The following is a 17,495-nucleotide window of genomic DNA, read 5'->3' as shown; positions in this document are numbered from 1 at the left end:
TCCTCAGTATGCGACGCCGGCGTGCAGGATCACGTTGGCGTAGGGCGTGAACTCGCCGGAGCGCACGAAGGCGCGCGCGGCAAGTGTGCGCTGCTTGAACTCCACGTGCGGCACCAGCTCGATCTCGATGCCGGGGAGCCGCTCGCGCAGCGCGTCGAGCACGTGCGGGCTGGCCTCGGCGACCTCGGCGGAGACCGTCGCGCCCTCCACGACCATCTCGGCGAGCACCGTGTCGAGCACGTCGAAGAACGCGGGGGCGCCGGGGCGGTATGCCAGATCGATCCGCTCGGACCCGGGCGGGATCGGCAGCCCGGCATCCGTCACGACGATCAGATCGGTGTGGCCGGTCTCGCTGATCACCCGTGACAGGGCCGGGTTGATCGTGGTGGACGTCTTGCGCATGGCTCCTCCTAGTTCTGCTGCGCGGCCAGCAATGCGTCGACCTCGGTGCGTCGGGGCAGGCTCGGCGAGGCGCCCTGGCGGGTCACGGCGATGGCCCCGGCGGCACTGGCGAGGCGGGTGGCATCGGCGAGCGTCCAGCCCTCGGCGAGGGCGGCTCCCAGGTACCCGGCGTACGCGTCGCCGGCGGCGGTCGTGTCGATCGGCTCGACGGGGATGGGCTCGATGAACGAGGTGCCCTCGGCGGTCACCACGCAGGAGCCCTTCTCCGCCATGGTGATCACGGCCGAGCCCACTCCCTGGGCCAGGAACCAGCGACCGGCCTCCTCCGCGGAGGCGGCGTCGGTGACCTCGATCCCGCTGATGAGCGTGGCCTCGGTCTCGTTGGGGGTGACGATGTCGATGCTGCGCCACACCTCGGCGTCCAGCGTCGCCGCGGGTGCGGGGTCGAGCACCACGGTCATGCCCAGCTGGCGTGCGCGCTGGGTGATGTGCAGCGTGAGGGATGCCGGCGTCTCCAACTGCGTGAGCAGCACGGAGGTGGTCGGGGCGAGCGCCTCGAGTGCGGCGTCGATCTGCTCGGCGCTGAGCTGAGCGTTCGCCAGGGGAACCATCACGATGTCGTTCTGCGCCGAGGCGTCGACGCGGATGTGCGCGATGCCGGTGGGGCCCGGGACGGTGCGCAGGTGGGTGAGGTCGACACCCGCGCCGCTGAGCCCGTCGACGATGAGGTCGTGGAACAGGTCGTCCCCCACGCAGCCGACGAAGCTCGTGCGGGCTCCGGCCAGGCCCGCGGCGACGGCCTGGTTCGCGCCCTTGCCGCCGAGCAGCAGCGTGAACTGGTCGCCGAGGATGGTCTCGCCGCGAGCGGGCAGGCGCTGGGAGAAGGTGGTCACGTCAGCGGTCACGCTTCCGACGATCACGACGCCGGTGCGGGCGGGCTGGTCGTTGGTCATGTTCTCCCGATCGTCTTTGACTTCAGATGGACGCTGTCATTACATTATCGGCAGAGTGACCTGTAGTGACAGGTTCTCGGGCTGCCCGTCACCGGGCCAGGAGAGGAGACCGGATGACCGCGCCCCGGCTGTACGTGGACAGCGCCGACACCGAGCGGGTCGGTCGACTGCTCGCCGCGGGTGTCGTGCATGGCGTCACGACGAACCCGACGATCCTCGAGCGCGGCGGACGCATGGCATCCGAGATCCCGTCGCTGTACGCACGATGGGTCGAGGAGGGCGCGCGGGAGGTGTTCTTCCAGACCTGGGGCGGAGACCGGGACGCGTTCCTGCACAACGCCGCCGGCATCCTCGAACTCGGGCAGCGGGTCGCCGTGAAGGTCCCCGCCACGGCTGAGGGTTTCGCAGCGGCGTCCGCCCTGGTCCGCGACGGCGCCTCGGTGCTGGTGACGGCCGTCTACTCCGTGGCACAGGCGCTCGCCTGCGCGAGCATCGGGGTGCGGTACATCGCTCCCTACCTCGGGCGGATGCGCGATGCCGGCCTCGACGGCGCCGATCTCATCACCCGGATGCAGGCCGTGTGCGAGGGCACCGACACGAACGTGCTGGCCGCCAGCCTGCGCTCACCGCAGGACATCGTCGAGCTGCGGCTCGCGGGCGTGCCGTACTTCACGGCCGCGCCCGATGTGCTCGACGCGCTGCTGCACGATCCCGTGAGCGACTCCTCCGCCGCCGAGTTCGACGCCGCGATGGGGCGCCTGGGCGCCTGACAGCTCCGGTCGTACGGGGCCGACAGGGCGTCAGGCGTTCGCCGCCTGGCGCAGCCAGCGCTCCACGCCGGCGACGTGGGCGGTGGCCAGCGAGGTCGCCAGCGCCGAGTCGTGCTGGGCGATCGCCTCGGCGATGGCCAGATGCTCGGACAGCGTGCGGTCCACGGCCCCCTGCTCCGTCAGCCCGCGCCACACACGCGCGCGGATCGTCTGGCTGCTGAGCCCGTCGATCAGGCTCGCCAGGTAGTCGTTGCCGGCCAGGCGCACGATGGAGCCGTGGAAGCGGATGTCGTGGGCGACGAGGTCGTCGATGCTGACGGCATCCGCGTCGACGGAGCCGATCTCGTCCAGGAGGCCCTGTGCCTGCTCCTCGGTGGCGTTGCCTGCCGCGAGGCCCGTGGCCTGCGATTCCAGCATCCGCCGCACCGCGAACAGCTCGAGCAGCGAGCTGTCGTCGTGCATGTCGACGACGAAGCTGATCGCCTCCAGCAGCAGATGCGGCTCGAGGCTGGTGACGTAGGTGCCGTCACCGCGGCGCACGTCGAGCACCCGGATGACCTCGAGCGCCTTGACGGCCTCGCGCATGGAGTTGCGCGACAGGCCGAGCCGCTCCGCGAGCTCCTTCTCGGGCGGGAGCCGGTCGCCGGGGCCGAGCTCGCCCGTGACGATCATCGCCTTGATCTTCTCGATCGCCTCATCCGTGACTGCCATGGCCACATCTTCGCACAGCCATCCGATGTTTCCGGCAGGATGGTGACATGCGCGTCATCGATTCCCACCTGCACCTGTGGGACCCGGAGGTCCTCACCTACGAGTGGCTCGAGGGTCCATTGGCCTGGCGCTTCGCCGAGGAGGAGATCTACGAGGAGCAGCTCGACGGCGTCTCGGAGGAGGCCGCGATCTTCGTGCAGGCCGACCCGATCGAGTCGCAGTCCCTCGACGAGGTGCGCTGGGTGGACTCGATCGCGCTCGCCGCGGGAGTGGTGGCGATCGTCGCCGGGGCGCGGCTGGATCGCGGCGCGGCGACGGATGAGCAGCTCGACGCGCTGAGCGATTTCGATCGGGTCGTCGGTGTGCGGCATCTGCTGCAGGGCGAACCGGACGGCTTCGCGCTGACGTCGTCGTTCCAGCGCGGCGCGCGGGAGGTCGCACGCCGCGGCTGGACCTTCGACGCCTGCGTGCGGGCTCACCAGCTTCCGGATGTGGCGGCGCTCGCGGCATCCGTCCCGGACCTTCCCATCGTGCTCGACCACGTCGGCAAGCCCGCGGTGGGTTCGGCGTCGTCGCCGATCGTGCCCACCCCGGACTGGCTGCGCGATCTGGGCGCCCTGGCGCAGCATCCGCAGGTGTTCTGCAAGCTGTCCGGCCTGCCCGCCGAATCCGGTGGGGTGTGGACGGATGCCCAGATGCAGCCGTTCCTGGATGCCGCGCTCGACGCGTTCGGGCCCGAGCGGCTGATGTGGGGGAGCGACTGGCCGGTGTCTTCGATCGACGCCGGTCGCCTGGCAGGCGGGGCGTACGTGGTGGGCTCCCGTCAGCGCTGGTTCCGCACGGTCGCCGACTGGGCGGCGCTGCGTGGCCTGGATGCTGAGGCGCTGTTCTGGTCGAATGCGCTGACCTTCTACGGCATCCGCTGACACTCGCGCGGACCGGCCGCGGCCAGACCCTGCCCGAACGCCGAAGGGCCGCCACGCGGATGCGGGACGGCCCTTCGAACGGGAGCGGACTACTCGGCGCGGAGGCGCAGGGCGGCCATGCCGCCGTCGACCTCGATGAACGTGCCGGTGGTCGAGCCCGAAGCGGGCGAGACCAGGTAGAGCACGGCGCCGGCGACCTCGTCCGGGGAGACCAGGCGGCCGTGCGGCTGGCGGGCGTTCAGCGCCGCGCGCTCGGCGGCAGGGTCGGCGGCCGAGTCCAGCAGGCGCCCGACCCACGGGGTGTCGGCGGTGCCGGGGTTCACGGCGTTGACGCGGATGCCCTCGCGCAGGTGGTCGGCGGCCATCGCCCTGGTCAGCGCGGAGACCGCGCCCTTCGATGCGGAGTACAGCGCGCGCTGCGGCAGGCCGGTCGTGGAGGCGATGGATGCCGTGTTGCAGACCGCCGCCGAGGGCGACTTCCGCAGCCAGGGCAGGGCTGCCGAGGTCACGCGCGCGATGCCGGTGACGTTGATGGAGAGCACGCGGGCCCACTCGTCGTCGTCGTTCGCGGTCACATCGCCCTGTGCGCCGATGCCGGCGTTGTTGATCACGATGTCGATGCGGCCGAACCGCTCCGCGACCGCCGCGACGGCGGCGTCGACGGACGCGCGGTCGGAGACGTCGGCCGTGAACGCCGCGAATGCGGCATCCGCTCCGGACGTGTCGCGGTCGAGGACGGCGATCTGCGCGCCCTCCTCGTGCAGGCGGCGCGCGACCGCCGCACCGATTCCGGATGCTCCGCCGGTGACGATCGCCACCAGGCCTTCGAGACTCAGCGCGCCCATGCCACGAACTCCTGCTTCTGACGACCCAGGCCGTCGATCTCGACCTCGACGACATCGCCGGGGCTCAGGTAGGGGAAGCGCCCCGACAGGGCGACGCCCTGCGGGGTGCCGGTGAGGATCAGGTCGCCCGGCTCGAGCGTGACGTACTGCGACAGGTGGTGCACGATCGTGCGCACGTCGAAGATCAGGTCGCTGGTGTTCGAGTCCTGGCGCGGCTCCCCGTTGACCCAGCTGCGCAGGCGGAGGTTCGTCGAGTCGACCTCGGATGCCGGCACCAGCCAGGGTCCGGTGGGGTTGAAGCCCGCGGCGATCTTGCCCTTGGACCACTGCCCGCCGGACACGGCCATCTGGAAGTCGCGCTCCGACACGTCGTTCGCGAGCACGTAGCCGGCGATGTGGGCATCCGCCTCCTCCGGCGAGTCCAGGTAGGCGGTGCGGGTGCCGATCACGACGCCCAGCTCGACCTCCCAGTCGGTCTTCTCGCTGCCGCGCGGAATGGTGACGGCGTCGTTGGGGCCCACCACGGTGTTCGGCGTCTTCAGGAACAGGATCGGGATGGTGGGCGGCTCGGAACCAGACTCCGCGGCGTGCGCGGCGTAGTTCATGCCGATGCAGATCACCGCACTCGGCCGAGCGATGGGGGCGCCGATGCGCAGGGCGTCCGCGTCCGCCAGCTCGGGAAGAGTGCCCGCGTCCAGCGCGGCTCGCGTCCGTCCGACGGGATCGGATGCCAGGAATTCGCCGTTCACATCGGATGTCACCGGACGCAGATCGAAGGTGCGACCCTCGTCGATGACGACGGGGATCTCGCTTCCTGTCTCGCCGAGTCGCGCGAACTTCATGGTTCTCCTTCTCCTGGATCGACAGCGGGTGCTGACGCGACCCCGCCGTTGACAGTATAGACATCGGATGTTTACACTCCAAGAGTCCGCGTCATATTCGTCCGACGCGCCGAAGGAGCCCCGTGAGCCGTATCGTCGCGCTGGAGACCAGCGACATCCGCTTCCCCACCTCGCTGAGCCTGGACGGCTCGGATGCGATGAACCCCGACCCCGACTACTCGGCGGCGTACGTGATCGTGCGCACCGACGCCGAGGACGACATCGCTGGCCACGCGTTCGTGTTCACGATCGGCCGCGGCAACGACGTGCAGGTGGCCGCGATCGACGCGCTCGCCGGTCACCTCGTCGGCCGCGAGATCGAGCCGCTGCTGGATGACATGGGCGGCACGTTCCGCGACATCATCGGCGACTCCCAGCTGCGCTGGCTCGGGCCCGAGAAGGGCGTGATGCACATGGCCATCGGCGCCGTGATCAACGCCCTGTGGGACATCAAGGCCAAGCGCGCGGGCCTGCCGCTCTGGCAGCTGCTCGGCCGCATGAGCCCCGAGGAGCTCGTCGACCTGGTCGACTTCCGCTACCTCACCAACGCGCTCACCCGCGACGAGGCCCTTGAGATCCTGCGCGCCGCGGTGCCGGGGCGTGAGGAGCGCGAGGCCCAGCTGCTGGCATCCGGCTACCCGGGCTACACCACCAGCCCCGGCTGGCTGGGCTACTCCGACGAGAAGCTCGAGCGCCTCGCCCGCGAGGCCATGGCCGACGGCTTCACGCAGATCAAGCTCAAGGTCGGCGCCGACCTGCAGGACGACATCCGCCGCTTCCGCAAGGCGCGCGAGGTGTGCGGCCCCGACTTCCCGATCGCGATCGATGCTAACCAGCGCTGGGAGGTGTCCGAGGCGATCGAGTGGGTCAACGCGCTCGCCGAGTTCCACCCCGCCTGGATCGAGGAGCCCACCAGCCCCGACGACATCCTCGGCCACGCCGAGATCGCCCGCGGCGTCGCCCCGATCCGCGTGGCCACCGGCGAGCACGCCCAGAACCGGATGGTGTTCAAGCAGCTGCTGCAGGCCGACGCGATCAAGATCATGCAGATCGACGCCGTGCGGGTCGCGGGCGTGAACGAGAACATCGCGAACCTCCTGCTCGCCGCGAAGTTCGGCGTGCCGGTGTGCCCGCACGCCGGAGGCGTCGGCCTGTGCGAGGCCGTGCAGCACCTGTCGATGTTCGACTTCGTCGCCGTCAGCGGCTCTCGCGAGGGCCGGCTGATCGAGTACGTCGACCACCTGCACGAGCACTTCGTGGTGCCGACCGACATCCAGGGCGGCTCGTACATGGCGCCGACCGCACCGGGCACGAGCATGGAGATGAAGGCCGACAGCATCGCGAAGTACACCTGGACGGGGCAGCATGTCGCTTGAGCTTCCCGCGCTCGGCTATGGCGCCGCGAACGTCGGCAACCTCTTCCGCGCGCTGAGCGACGACGAGGCCTGGGCGGTTCTCGAGGCCGCCTGGGATGCCGGCATCCGCTACTTCGACACCGCCCCGCACTACGGACTCGGGCTGAGCGAGCGGCGCCTGGGTGCGTTCCTGCAGACCAAGCCGCGCGACGAGTTCGTGATCTCGACCAAGGCGGGGCGCCTGCTGCGTCCGAACCCGGCGCATCAGGCGGGGGGACTCGACACGGACAACGACTTCCACGTGCCGGACGACCTGCGCCGCGAGTGGGACTTCAGCGAGGCAGGCATCCGTGCCAGCATCGCCGAGTCGCAGGAGCGGCTCGGACTCGGCCGGATCGACCTGCTGTACCTGCACGACCCCGAGCGGCACGACCTCGACCTCGCGCTCGCCGAGGCCTTCCCCGCGCTGGAGAAGGCGCGGTCCGAGAGTCTGGTCGGAGCGATCGGCATCGGATCGATGGTGTCGGATGCCCTGTCGCGCGCCGTGCGCGAGGCCGACCTCGACCTGATCATGGTCGCGGGACGGTACACGCTGCTCGAGCAGCCCGCTGCGGCCGACGTGCTGCCGGCGTGCGCGGAGACCGGGACGGGGATCGTCGCGGCATCCGTGTTCAACTCCGGGCTGCTCGCCCAGAGCGAGCCGCAGCGCGACGGCCGGTACGAGTACGGTCAGCTTCCCGAGGAGCTGTGGGACCGGCTGGTGCGGATCGCGTCGATCTGCCGGGCGCACGACGTGCCCCTTCCTGCGGCCGCCATCCAGTTCCCGCTGCAGTCGGAGCTGGTGCGCTCGGTCGTGGTCGGCGGCAGCCGACCCGCGCAGCTGCAGCAGAATGCCGAGTACGCCGCGCTGGAGATCCCCGCCGATCTCTGGGCGGAGCTGGCCGAGGACGGGCTGATCCCGGCGTGACGCCGTTCGGATCGCCGGCGAGAGGGAGAAGAGGACTGACGGATGCTTGAGGGGATCAACCCGCTGCTGACCGGTGAGCTGCTGCTGCACCTGGATCGGATGGGGCACTCGGACTCGGTCGTCGTGGCGGATGCGCACTTCCCGGCGTGGGCGCTGGGCGAGCGGGTGATCGACCTGCCGGGCACGACGACGCCCGAGGTGGTCGCTGCGATCCGCTCGGTGCTGCCGCTGGACGATGCGCCCGGCATGGACCTGATGGAGTCGGCGGATGCCGAGGTGCTGGACGTGCAGCACGAGCTGATGGCCGCAGCCGGGACGGCGCTGGACACGACCCGCTTCGTGGAGCGCTTCGCGTACTACGACGTCGCCAAGGGGGCGTACCTGATGGTGCGCACCGGAGAGACCCGCAAGTACGGCAACGCCCTGCTGCGCAAGGGCGTCGTGGGACACCCCTCGTCCTGAACGTTCCCGGCCGGCGGTCAGCCGACCGTCGAGGCCCGGACGACCAGCTCGGCGGCGAAGGGCGTGACCGGCGCGGCGGGTGCACTCGGAGCCTCGAGCAGGCGGAGCAGCGCCGATGCCGCGGCACGGCCGATCTCGTAGCCCGGCTGCCGGACGGTGGTGAGGGGGACCAGCGCCTGGCGGGCCTGATCGACGTCGTCGAAGCCGACGATCGCGATCTCGCCGGGAACTGTGATCCCTGCGCGCAGAAGCGCGGTCTGGGCTCCGATCGCGAGCATGTCGTTGGCCGCGAACACGGCGTCCGGGCGCTCCGCTGCGGGAGCGGCGATGATCCGCTCCGCCGCCAGCAGCCCCTCCTCGATCGTGAGTCCGTCCGTCGCGATCACGTCGATCCGGGCATCCGGCGCCCCGTCCCGGAGGCCCGCGAGACGATCCGCGGATTGGCTGACGGTGCGGGGATCGCCGAGGAAGGCGATGCGGCGCCGGCCGATCCCGATCAGGTGCTGCCCGGCGAGCCGGCCGCCGCCGCGGTCGTCGAACGCCACGGAGCCGACGGACGACGACGGCTGCTCGGGGCCGATGACGACCGAGCGGATGCCCTTGTCCGCCAGGCCCTCGAGCCGGCCGAGCACGTCGCCGAGCGGGTAGATGAGGATGCCCTGCGCGCGATGCGCCTCGAACATGTCGATGTTGCGCAGCTCCTGTGCGGCATCCCGGTTGCTGTTGCTGAAGAACAGCGACCAGCCGGCCTCCCGGGTGACGTCCTCGACGCCCCGGGAGAGCTCGCTGAAGTACGGGAGCCAGGCATCGAGCAGGATCAGCGCGATCGTCCTGCCCGCCCCCGCGCGCAGCTGGCGGGCCGACTCGTTCGGCACGAAACCGAGTTCGGCGACGGCGTTCCGCACGCGCTCCCTGGTCCGCTCGCTGAGCACGTGCGGATGGTTGAGGTAGTTCGACACGGTGGAGGCCGAGACACCCGCGTGGGCGGCGACGTCCTTGACACTGGCCGGCATCCGGCATCCTCTCCGCTCGAATCGGGTGGTGAAAGTCACCATACCCGGGTATTGACACGTTGCAAGCTTCCCGAGTACCGTCGCCTCAACGTGAAATTGCAACGTGCCAATTCAGCAAGGGAGCTCACATGAACATCGGATGCCATGGCCTGGTCTGGACCGGGGAGTTCGACGCGGCAGGCATCCGCCTGGCGGTGGAGAAGACCGCAGCGGCCGGATTCGACCTCATCGAGTTCCCGCTGATGGACCCGTTCGCCTTCGATGTCGAGGCCGCGAAGAAGGCGCTCGCCGAGCACGGTCTGGCGGTGAGCGCCTCGCTGGGGCTCTCGGACGCGACCGACATCACCAGCGCGGATGCCGAGGTGGCCGCGGCGGGCGAGGCGCTGCTGATCCGCGCTGTCGACGTGCTGGCCGAGCTCGGCGGCACCCACTTCTGCGGCGTGATCTACTCGGCGATGCGCAAGTACATGATGCCGGTCACGACCGAGGGGCTCGCGAGCAGCAAGGCCGTCATCGGCCGCGTCGCGGACCATGCCGCCTCCCGGGGCGTGCAGGTCAGTCTCGAGGTGGTCAACCGCTATGAGACCAATGTGCTGAACACGGCCCGGCAGGCGATCGGCTACCTCGCGGAGGTGGACCGGCCGAATCTGGGCATCCATCTCGACACCTATCACATGAACATTGAGGAGTCGGATATGGGGGCTCCCGTGCTGGACGCCGCACCCGGTCTTCGCTACGTGCACATCGGCGAGAGCCACCGCGGCTACCTCGGCACCGGCACGGTCGACTTCGACACCTTCTTCAAGGCGCTCGGCCGGATCGGCTATGACGGCCCCATCGTCTTCGAGTCGTTCTCGTCGGCGGTGGTCGCGGAGGACCTGAGCCGGATGCTGGGGATCTGGCGCAACCTGTGGACCGACAGCGAGGAGCTCGGCGCGCACGCGAACCGATTCATCCGGGACAAGCTCGTCGCCGTCGATTCCATCCGGCTGCACTGAGTCATCCGGCTGTGCTGGGCGGCGAGGCTACCGTGACCAACTTGTTATTACAGGTCTGGCGCTGTGCGGCGAGGTTAGATACATTTAGATACAACTTGCGCATCACGACGCGGACGCGCACAATTGATCCGATGTTTGGAATGGATTCCACGGGAATCCTCGACCTCCGAGGGAGTAGGCGGGCATGAGCGATCCCATCCTCAAGGTGGAGGGAATCAGCAAGGGGTTCCCCGGCGTGCAGGCGCTGAAGGACGTGCACCTGGAGGTGCGGTCGGGGGAGGTCCTGGTCCTCGTCGGCGAGAACGGCGCAGGCAAATCCACGCTGATGAAGATCCTCTCCGGCATCTACACGCGTGACGAGGGGACCATCACCTTCGAGGGGGAGCCGGTCGAGTTCACCAGTCCGCTGCAGGCCCAGCAGCTCGGTGTGACGATCATCCACCAGGAGCTGAACATGATGCCCGACCTCACGGTCGCGCAGAACATCTACATCGGCCGCGAGCCGAAGGTCGGACCCTTCGTCTCGGAGCGGCGCCTGAACCAGCAGACGGCCGAGCTGCTGCAGCGCCTCGACATCCACCTCGACCCGCGTCAGAAGGTGGGCGAGCTCACGGTCGCCGAGCAGCAGATGGTCGAGATCGCCAAGGCGCTCTCGTTCAACGCCAAGGTGCTGATCATGGACGAGCCGACATCGGCCCTCACCGACACCGAGGTCGAGGTGCTGTTCACCCTCATCGAGCAGCTCAAGACCGCGGGCACCGGCATCGTCTACATCTCGCACCGCATGGACGAGCTGCGGCGCCTCGCCGACCGGGTCAGCGTGCTGCGCGACGGCGCATACATCGGTTCTCTGGAGAAGGACGAGATCAGCATCCCCAAGATCATCGAGATGATGGTGGGACGCGCGATCGACGAGGGAGCGCGCCCCACGCCTCGCGACTACACCACCGAGCCGGTGGTCCTCGAGGTGCAGGGCCTGTCCACCAAGTCGCTGCTGCGGGACGTGTCCTTCCGTCTGCACCAGGGCGAGATCCTCGGCTTCGCCGGGCTGATGGGCGCCGGACGCACCGAGACCGCCCGTGCCGTCATCGGAGCGGATCCGCGCGACGGCGGGAGCATCGTGATCGGCGGCAGGGAGCGGCGCATCCGCCAGCCCGAGGACGCCGTCAAGCAGGGCATCGGATACCTGTCCGAGGACCGCAAGCTGCTGGGTCTGATGCTGGAGCAGGACGTCACCTTCAACACGGTGCTCGCCTCGCTGGGCTCCTACGCCGGTGCGCTCGGCTGGATGGGCGACCGCACGGCCAAGCAGAAGACCAAGGACTACGTGCAGCAGCTGCGCGTGAAGACGCCCTCGGTCAACCAGATCGTCAAGCTGCTCTCGGGCGGCAACCAGCAGAAGGTCGTCATCGCCCGCTGGCTGATGCGCGACTGCGACATCCTCATCTTCGACGAGCCCACCCGCGGCATCGACATCGGAGCCAAGGAGGAGATCTACCGCCTGATGCAGCAGCTCGCCGACTCGGGCAAGTCCATCATCGTCATCTCGTCCGAGCTCCCCGAGCTGCTCCGCGTCGCGAACCGCATCACGGTGTTCGCGAACGGGGAGGTCACCGGTGAGCTCCGCAACGAGGAAGCCACCCAGGAGAAGATCATGCATCTCGCAGCCCACGGAGAGGACAGCTGATGAGCAACTCGACCACGACGGTCGTGCAGACCGCGGTGTCCGAGAACACCCAGAAGGGCCGCCTCGGCGCGGCTCTGCGCAACTCGGTTCAGCAGGGGCTCGCCCTCGGGACGCTGATCGTGCTGTTCGTGTTCTTCGCGATCTTCGGATCGAACTTCACGTCCTCCTCCAACATCGAGAACATCCTCATGTCGACGGTTCTCGTCGGCGTGCTCGCACTGGGCACGACCTTCGTGATCGTGACCGCGGGCATCGACCTCTCGCTGGGCTTCGGCATGACGCTGTGCTCGGTGATGATGGGAACGTTCATCACCGGATGGGGTCTGCCCGTGTGGGTGGGCGTGCTCGGCGCGCTGGCCACCGGTGCGCTGATCGGCCTGATCAACGGACTCAACGTCACCTTCCTGCGTCTGCCTCCCTTCATCGCCACGCTCGCGATGATGATGATCGCGCAGGGTCTGGCGCTGGTCATCTCGGAGGTGAAGCCGATCACCTTCGCCCCTGAGACGCGCAAGCAGGTCACGAGCATCGTCCAGTTCGACCCCGTGCTCACGGCGTCCGACGGCTACTTCGCGAGCCTCCCGATGGGCGTCATCATCTTCGTCGTGCTGGCCGTCATCGCGTACCTCACGCTGAACAAGACCCTGCTGGGCCGCTACACGTTCGCGATCGGCTCCAACGAGGAGGCCACCCGCCTCTCCGGTGTGAACACGCGCCGCTGGACCATCTGGGTCTACGTCTTCGCCGGCCTCTTCATCGGCATCGCCGGTGTCCTGCTGACGGCTCGCCTGGGCTCGGCCCAGCCGACCGCAGGCGCGGGCTACGAGCTCCAGGCCATCGCGGCCGTGGTCATCGGCGGCACCTCCCTGATGGGCGGCCGAGGATCGATCGTCGGCACCGTGATCGGCGCCTTCATCATGAGCGTGCTGATCAACGGTCTGCGCAGCATGTCGATCCAGACCGAGTGGCAGTACATCCTCACCGGCATCGTCATCCTCATCGCCGTGTTCTTCGACGCGCTGCGCAACCGCGGCAAGAGCTGAACGACCTCCCTTCCCAACTGAACACCGCACGTCCACCCGAGAACGTCCACAATCACAGAACGATGGAGTTTCACATGAAGTACGGAAAGAAGATCGCCGTCGCGACCGTCGCAGCGCTGACGGTGCTGAGCCTCGCCGGCTGCGCCACCGGCAAGGGCGACACCCCGGCCGGCGGCGGCGACAAGCCCGCTGCCAAGGACATGACGATCGACCTGGTCTCGAAGGGCTTCCAGCACCAGTTCTGGCAGGCCGTGAAGAAGGGTGCCGAGGAGAAGGGCAAGGAGCTCGGCGTCAAGATCAACTTCGAGGGCCCCGGCTCCGAGACCGAGATCGAGAAGCAGCTCCAGATGCTGCAGTCATCGATCGACCGCAAGCCGTCCGCCATCGCGTACGCGGCCCTCGACCCCGAGGCCTGCATCCCCGCTCTGGACGCCGCTGCCTCTGCGAACATCCCGGTCGCGTACTTCGACGCCCCGTGCAACAGCGAGGTCGGCAAGACGCTCGCTGCGACCGACAGCAAGGTCGCGGGCGCGCTCGCGGCAGAGCACATGGCCGAGCTCATCGGCGGCAAGGGCGACGTCGCGATCGTCGCGCACTCGCAGATCAACTCGACCGGTGTCGAGCGCCGCGACGGCTTCGTCGACAAGATCAAGGCGGACTACCCCGACATCAAGATCGTCGACATCCAGTACGGTGACGGCGACCACCTGAAGTCGGCCGACATCACCAAGTCGATGCTGAACGCGCACCCCGACCTCAAGGGCATCTACGCCACGAACGAGGGTTCCGCCGTCGGCGTCGCGAACGCGCTGAGCGAGCTCGGCAAGACCAGCAAGGACATCACCGCGATCGGCTTCGACTCGGGTGCGGCCCAGATCGACGCGATCAAGGGCGGCGTCCTCGCCGGCGCGATCACGCAGGACCCGATCGGCATCGGCAAGACCGTCGTGCAGGCCGCCTACGACCTCGCGAACGGCAAGTCCGTCGAGAAGTTCTACGACACCGGTTCGTACTGGTACGACGCCACCAACCTGGACGACCCGAAGATCTCCGCGGTCCTCTACCAGTGACCCGCTGATCGTCTGATTCGCAGAAGGGCCCCTCGCCTTCGGGTGAGGGGCCCTTCTCGTGCCCGTGGCGCGCACGATCTGCTGAGGTCTTCCCGATCTGCGGATGAAACAGGCGGACGAATCAGCAGATCGGGACGGAGTCAGCAGATCGGGACGGTGGTGGCAGGCGCAACGCGCGCGGTCGGCGTGCGGCGTCCGCCTCAGAGGCGCCGCAGGAAGGTCAGCACGGAGGACGGCTCGACGATCAGCTCCTGCAGCGCCGCGTTGAACGGGCCACCGGCGGGATTCGCGAGGTGCGCCCGGAATGCCGCCTCGTCGACGTACTCCTCGTAGACGAAGAAGCTGTCCGGGGCGTCGAGCACTCGGGTGGCGTCGAAGACGACATTGCCGGGCTCGGCGCGGACAGCCTCCGCGAAGTCGCGCAGCAGTGCGGCGACGCGATCGCCCTCGCCGGGGCGGGCCGTGAAGGTGGCGTGCAGGATCGTGGGCTCGGACATGGTGCTCCTTCAGGAGGACGGTGCGGACAGCGTGAGCAGCCGGGCCGGGTTGTCGACCAGCATCCGGTCGACCGCCTCGTCGCCGATCAGGGCACGCAGACGCGGAAGGTAGCGCTCGCCGAGGTAGGCGAGGCCCGGCATGCCGCCGTAGGCGATGTAGCGGGTCGCGCGGGCGACGTCGCCGCCCAGCACGATGCGACCGGTGCCACCACCCGCGACGACGGATGCCGTGAGCTGCAGCAGCTCGGCGTCCGAGCGCGTGCGCGGGCGGGCGAAGCCGTCGTAGCCGAGGAAGGCGCCGCGCTCGGTCAGGGAGAGGTGCAGCCCGGCATCCGGATCGCGATCGGCGTGAGCCAGCACGACGCGGTCGGACGCCACCCCCTCGGCGGCGAGCAGGTCGAGCACCTCGTGGGCGGCCGTGCAGAACTCGAGGTGCACCATGACCGGGGCGCCCGTGGCGCGGTGCGCCTCGCCCAGGGCATCCAGGGTGATGCGCTCGAACGCGCTGATCCGCCAGTAGTCGACGCCGCCCTTCAGCATGCCGGCGCGCACCGGGTCGCCATCCGGGGCGACAGCACGGGGGCCGTCGATCCCATCGTCGGATGCCGGCATCCCGGCCTGCACGTCGGACGCGAACAGGGCCGCCAATCGCGTGGCGTCCCACGACCGCGTCGGGTGATCGGCCGCGTAGTGCGCCTCCCGGTGCCGGCCGCTCGTCGCCACGACGGCGAGGCCGGTGGCGGCGCTGATCCGTGCGAGCGCTTCAGGATCGCGACCCAGCCCCATGGGCGTGGCGTCCACCATCGTCTCGAAGCCGCTCGCCTTCAGCGACGCCGCTTCGAGACCTGAGGCGCGTTCGTCGTCGAGTTCGTCGCCGGGCAGCAGCGGCGACACCTGGAACAGGTGCTCGTGGTAGTTCACGCGCCCCAGCGTCGCCGGATCGACGTCGCCGAGAACCGTGCGAACCACCCCGGACATCAGCGCACCGACTCCGCGGCGGCCGCGAGCTGCTCGACGGCCTCGGGCGTGAGGGTCAGGCCGAACACGTCGGCCACGACCTGCGACCAGCCGTGGATGAAGTAGCGCCAGCCGTCGATGACCTGCAGCGAGCGGGCATCGTGCTGCGCGAGCGCCTGGTGCATGAACTCCAGCGAGCCGCGGTAGTTGAACTCCCAGGCCCACGAGGACTCCGGGAAGACCACGGCATCCGTCAGCGGCGATCCGGGACGGTCCTTGCCGAGCCCGGTCGCGTTCGCGATCACGGAGCCGGCGGGCGCCGCGGCGACGATCGCGTCCGCATCCGCGGGCGTCGGCGTGACGACGTAGCGGATCAGATCCTCGCGCGTGCCGTGCTGGCGGTGCACCTCGCGCAGGTGATCGAGCTTGTCCTGCGAGCGCGCGGTGACCGTCACGAGCGAGGGGGCGTCGGCGCGCTCGGCGAGTGCCCAGCTCAGCGCCGTGCCCGACCCACCGGCGCCCAGGATGACGACTTCGGCTCCGGTGCGCGCGAAGTGGTCGGCGGTCAGGAAGTCGTTCAGGGCGAGGTCGACCGTGATGGGATCCTTGGCCTGGCCGATCAGCCGATCGCCGCGCTTGGAGATGCTGGAGATCTCGGAGCAGGAGACGGCGAACGGGTCGAGCTCGTCGAACAGATCGGATGCCGCCGCGAACACGTTCATCTTGTGCGTGGTCACCAGCGCCCCGCGGTGGTGATCGTCGTCGCGGATCTGCTCGACCATCGCCCGGTACACGGACGGGTCGGCGTCCATCGGCAGGTCGTGGCCGACCAGGGTGCGCGTCGGAAGGCCGAGGATCTCGGCCCAGAGCGGGAACACCTTCATGATCGACGAGGAGCCGGTGGTGACACCGACGAAGCCCATGTAGTCGCTGGGCTGGGTGCTGTCGCTGGCGGTCATGCGATTCTCCTCACGGGGTGGGCGGGCTCGTCGCCGCGCAGCACGGCGATCACGTCGTCGAGCGACACGCTGCCCATGTTGTCGACGGCCTGCGTGGTCTGGGCGGCCAGATGCGGGGTGACGATCACCCGGTCGGCGAGGTCGGCGGCCAGCAGCGGGCTGTCGCCGGCGGCGGTGTCGCCGTCGAGGGTGTCGGCGGCGTGGGCGGCGAGAGTCCCGTCGCGCAGCGCGGATGCCAGCGCGGCCTCGTCGACCAGGTCGGGACGCGCGGTGTTGACGAGCACCGTCCCCGGCCGGACGCCCGCGAGACGGTCGGCGTCGACGAGCCGCTGTCCGCCCGGCGCGTGCAGGGTGATGACGTCGGCGGTGCGGAACAGCTCGTCCAGATCGACGGGCTCGGCCCCGGCCCCGCGGACCACGTCGGCGGGCAGGAAGGGATCGGATGCCAGGATGCGGGGCCCGAACCCGCTCAGGCGCTTCGCGACGCCCTGGCCGATGCGGCCGAATCCGACGATACCGACGGTGGCGGCGCCGAGTTCGCGGCCGCGGCGCACACTCCAGTCGCCGGCCCGCACCCGGCGGTCTCCGTCGGGGATGGTGCGCAGCGCGGCGAGGATCAGGGCCAGGGCGTGGTCGGCGACGGCGTTCGCGTTGGCGCCCGGGGTGTTGGTGACGGGGATGCCTCGCGCGACGGCGGCGTCGAGGTCGACCGCCTCGTAGCCGACGCCGTAGCGCGCGATGATCCTGAGCTTCGGCGCCGCGGCGAGATGCTCCTCGGTGACGGGCCCCGTGCCGGCGATCCAGGCGTCCGCGCCGTGCAGCAGGGGGCGCATCTCGGCGAGGTCGTGATGGGACGGCCCGCGCATGATGCGGTGTCCCGCGTGCGTGGCGCGGGCGACCAGGTCGAGGTCGCCGTCCGAGAACGAGCGGCTGGTGACGAGGATGACGGCCATCAGCGCACCACCTTCGCGACGGCATCCGGAATCGGGGTGCACGCGA

General features: G+C 69.5%; 19 protein-coding genes. 9 read left to right on the top strand and 10 right to left on the bottom strand.

What is annotated here, in order from left to right; all coding sequences use genetic code 11:
• Positions 1–3 precede the first annotated feature (3 nt).
• A complete protein-coding gene (gene rbsD / locus MIAR_RS15940; RefSeq protein WP_285637938.1) occupies positions 4–402 on the bottom strand; it encodes a D-ribose pyranase in 399 nt (132 codons plus the stop codon).
• Between the two features lie 8 nt (positions 403–410).
• A complete protein-coding gene (locus MIAR_RS15935; RefSeq protein ID WP_285637936.1) occupies positions 411–1,355 on the bottom strand; it encodes a ribokinase in 945 nt (314 codons plus the stop codon).
• Between the two features lie 113 nt (positions 1,356–1,468).
• On the opposite strand from MIAR_RS15935, the gene MIAR_RS15930 reads away from it, so the two are divergent.
• Complete coding sequence (locus tag MIAR_RS15930; protein ID WP_285637934.1) at positions 1,469–2,125, top strand: transaldolase family protein; 657 nt, start codon at positions 1,469–1,471, stop codon at positions 2,123–2,125.
• Positions 2,126–2,155: 30 nt separating this feature from the next.
• Here the strand turns inward: MIAR_RS15930 and MIAR_RS15925 are convergent, their stop codons facing one another.
• Positions 2,156–2,836 (bottom strand): FadR/GntR family transcriptional regulator, encoded by a 681-nt coding sequence (locus MIAR_RS15925; RefSeq protein WP_285637932.1) that lies wholly within the window; start codon positions 2,834–2,836, stop codon positions 2,156–2,158.
• 47 nt (positions 2,837–2,883) lie between these two features.
• Here MIAR_RS15925 and MIAR_RS15920 point away from each other — a divergent pair, with 47 nt between their 5' ends.
• Positions 2,884–3,762: an amidohydrolase family protein gene (locus MIAR_RS15920; RefSeq protein ID WP_285637931.1), complete on the top strand. Its 879-nt coding sequence runs from the start codon at positions 2,884–2,886 to the stop codon at positions 3,760–3,762.
• Between the two features lie 89 nt (positions 3,763–3,851).
• Here the strand turns inward: MIAR_RS15920 and MIAR_RS15915 are convergent, their stop codons facing one another.
• Complete coding sequence (locus tag MIAR_RS15915; protein ID WP_285637929.1) at positions 3,852–4,607, bottom strand: SDR family NAD(P)-dependent oxidoreductase; 756 nt, start codon at positions 4,605–4,607, stop codon at positions 3,852–3,854.
• Positions 4,595–5,449: a fumarylacetoacetate hydrolase family protein gene (locus MIAR_RS15910; protein WP_285637927.1), complete on the bottom strand. Its 855-nt coding sequence runs from the start codon at positions 5,447–5,449 to the stop codon at positions 4,595–4,597. The genes MIAR_RS15915 and MIAR_RS15910 overlap by 13 nt, the downstream gene beginning before the upstream one ends.
• Positions 5,450–5,571: 122 nt before the next feature.
• Here MIAR_RS15910 and MIAR_RS15905 point away from each other — a divergent pair, with 122 nt between their 5' ends.
• Genes MIAR_RS15905 through MIAR_RS15895 form a run of 3 tightly spaced genes read left to right on the top strand, consistent with a single transcriptional unit; the run spans position 5,572 to position 8,272 of the window.
• Complete coding sequence (locus MIAR_RS15905; RefSeq protein WP_285637925.1) at positions 5,572–6,864, top strand: L-fuconate dehydratase; 1,293 nt, start codon at positions 5,572–5,574, stop codon at positions 6,862–6,864.
• Complete coding sequence (locus MIAR_RS15900) at positions 6,854–7,810, top strand: aldo/keto reductase (RefSeq protein ID WP_285637923.1); 957 nt, start codon at positions 6,854–6,856, stop codon at positions 7,808–7,810. Before MIAR_RS15905 ends, MIAR_RS15900 begins: the two co-directional genes overlap by 11 nt.
• A gap of 42 nt (positions 7,811–7,852) precedes the next feature.
• A complete protein-coding gene (locus MIAR_RS15895; protein ID WP_285637921.1) occupies positions 7,853–8,272 on the top strand; it encodes an RbsD/FucU family protein in 420 nt (139 codons plus the stop codon).
• A 17-nt stretch (positions 8,273–8,289) separates the two neighbouring features.
• On the opposite strand, the gene MIAR_RS15890 is transcribed toward MIAR_RS15895, so the two are convergent.
• Positions 8,290–9,285, bottom strand: coding sequence for a LacI family DNA-binding transcriptional regulator (locus tag MIAR_RS15890; protein WP_285637919.1), 996 nt, complete (start codon positions 9,283–9,285; stop codon positions 8,290–8,292).
• Positions 9,286–9,413: 128 nt separating this feature from the next.
• Between MIAR_RS15890 and MIAR_RS15885 the strand changes: the two genes are divergently transcribed.
• The 4 genes from MIAR_RS15885 to MIAR_RS15870 all read left to right on the top strand — a co-directional run bounded on the left by MIAR_RS15885 (position 9,414) and on the right by MIAR_RS15870 (position 14,083).
• Entirely contained in the window at positions 9,414–10,283 is an 870-nt protein-coding gene (locus MIAR_RS15885; RefSeq protein ID WP_285637917.1) for a sugar phosphate isomerase/epimerase family protein, read from the top strand.
• A gap of 184 nt (positions 10,284–10,467) precedes the next feature.
• Positions 10,468–11,970: a sugar ABC transporter ATP-binding protein gene (locus MIAR_RS15880; RefSeq protein WP_285637915.1), complete on the top strand. Its 1,503-nt coding sequence runs from the start codon at positions 10,468–10,470 to the stop codon at positions 11,968–11,970.
• Complete coding sequence (locus tag MIAR_RS15875; RefSeq protein WP_285637913.1) at positions 11,970–13,013, top strand: ABC transporter permease; 1,044 nt, start codon at positions 11,970–11,972, stop codon at positions 13,011–13,013. Before MIAR_RS15880 ends, MIAR_RS15875 begins: the two co-directional genes overlap by 1 nt.
• Positions 13,014–13,087: 74 nt before the next feature.
• On the top strand, positions 13,088–14,083 hold the full coding sequence (locus tag MIAR_RS15870; protein ID WP_285637911.1) for an ABC transporter substrate-binding protein: 996 nt from the start codon (positions 13,088–13,090) through the stop codon (positions 14,081–14,083).
• 200 nt (positions 14,084–14,283) lie between these two features.
• Here the strand turns inward: MIAR_RS15870 and MIAR_RS15865 are convergent, their stop codons facing one another.
• The 4 genes from MIAR_RS15865 to MIAR_RS15850 are packed head-to-tail and all read right to left on the bottom strand — an operon-like array spanning position 14,284 to position 17,449.
• Positions 14,284–14,580: a putative quinol monooxygenase gene (locus MIAR_RS15865; protein WP_285637909.1), complete on the bottom strand. Its 297-nt coding sequence runs from the start codon at positions 14,578–14,580 to the stop codon at positions 14,284–14,286.
• 9 nt (positions 14,581–14,589) lie between these two features.
• Positions 14,590–15,558: a phosphotriesterase family protein gene (locus MIAR_RS15860; protein WP_285637907.1), complete on the bottom strand. Its 969-nt coding sequence runs from the start codon at positions 15,556–15,558 to the stop codon at positions 14,590–14,592.
• Positions 15,558–16,496, bottom strand: coding sequence for a shikimate dehydrogenase family protein (locus MIAR_RS15855; RefSeq protein ID WP_285637904.1), 939 nt, complete (start codon positions 16,494–16,496; stop codon positions 15,558–15,560). The genes MIAR_RS15860 and MIAR_RS15855 overlap by 1 nt, the downstream gene beginning before the upstream one ends.
• On the bottom strand, positions 16,493–17,449 hold the full coding sequence (locus tag MIAR_RS15850; RefSeq protein WP_285637902.1) for an NAD(P)-dependent oxidoreductase: 957 nt from the start codon (positions 17,447–17,449) through the stop codon (positions 16,493–16,495). Before MIAR_RS15850 ends, MIAR_RS15855 begins: the two co-directional genes overlap by 4 nt.
• Positions 17,450–17,495: the final 46 nt, after the last annotated feature.

This window comes from Microbacterium arabinogalactanolyticum (genome assembly GCF_030268005.1).
GTDB classification, from domain to species: domain Bacteria; phylum Actinomycetota; class Actinomycetes; order Actinomycetales; family Microbacteriaceae; genus Microbacterium; species Microbacterium arabinogalactanolyticum.
The sequence above is the reverse complement of the archived record's forward strand: the minus strand, read 5'-3'. Positions and strand labels throughout refer to the sequence as shown.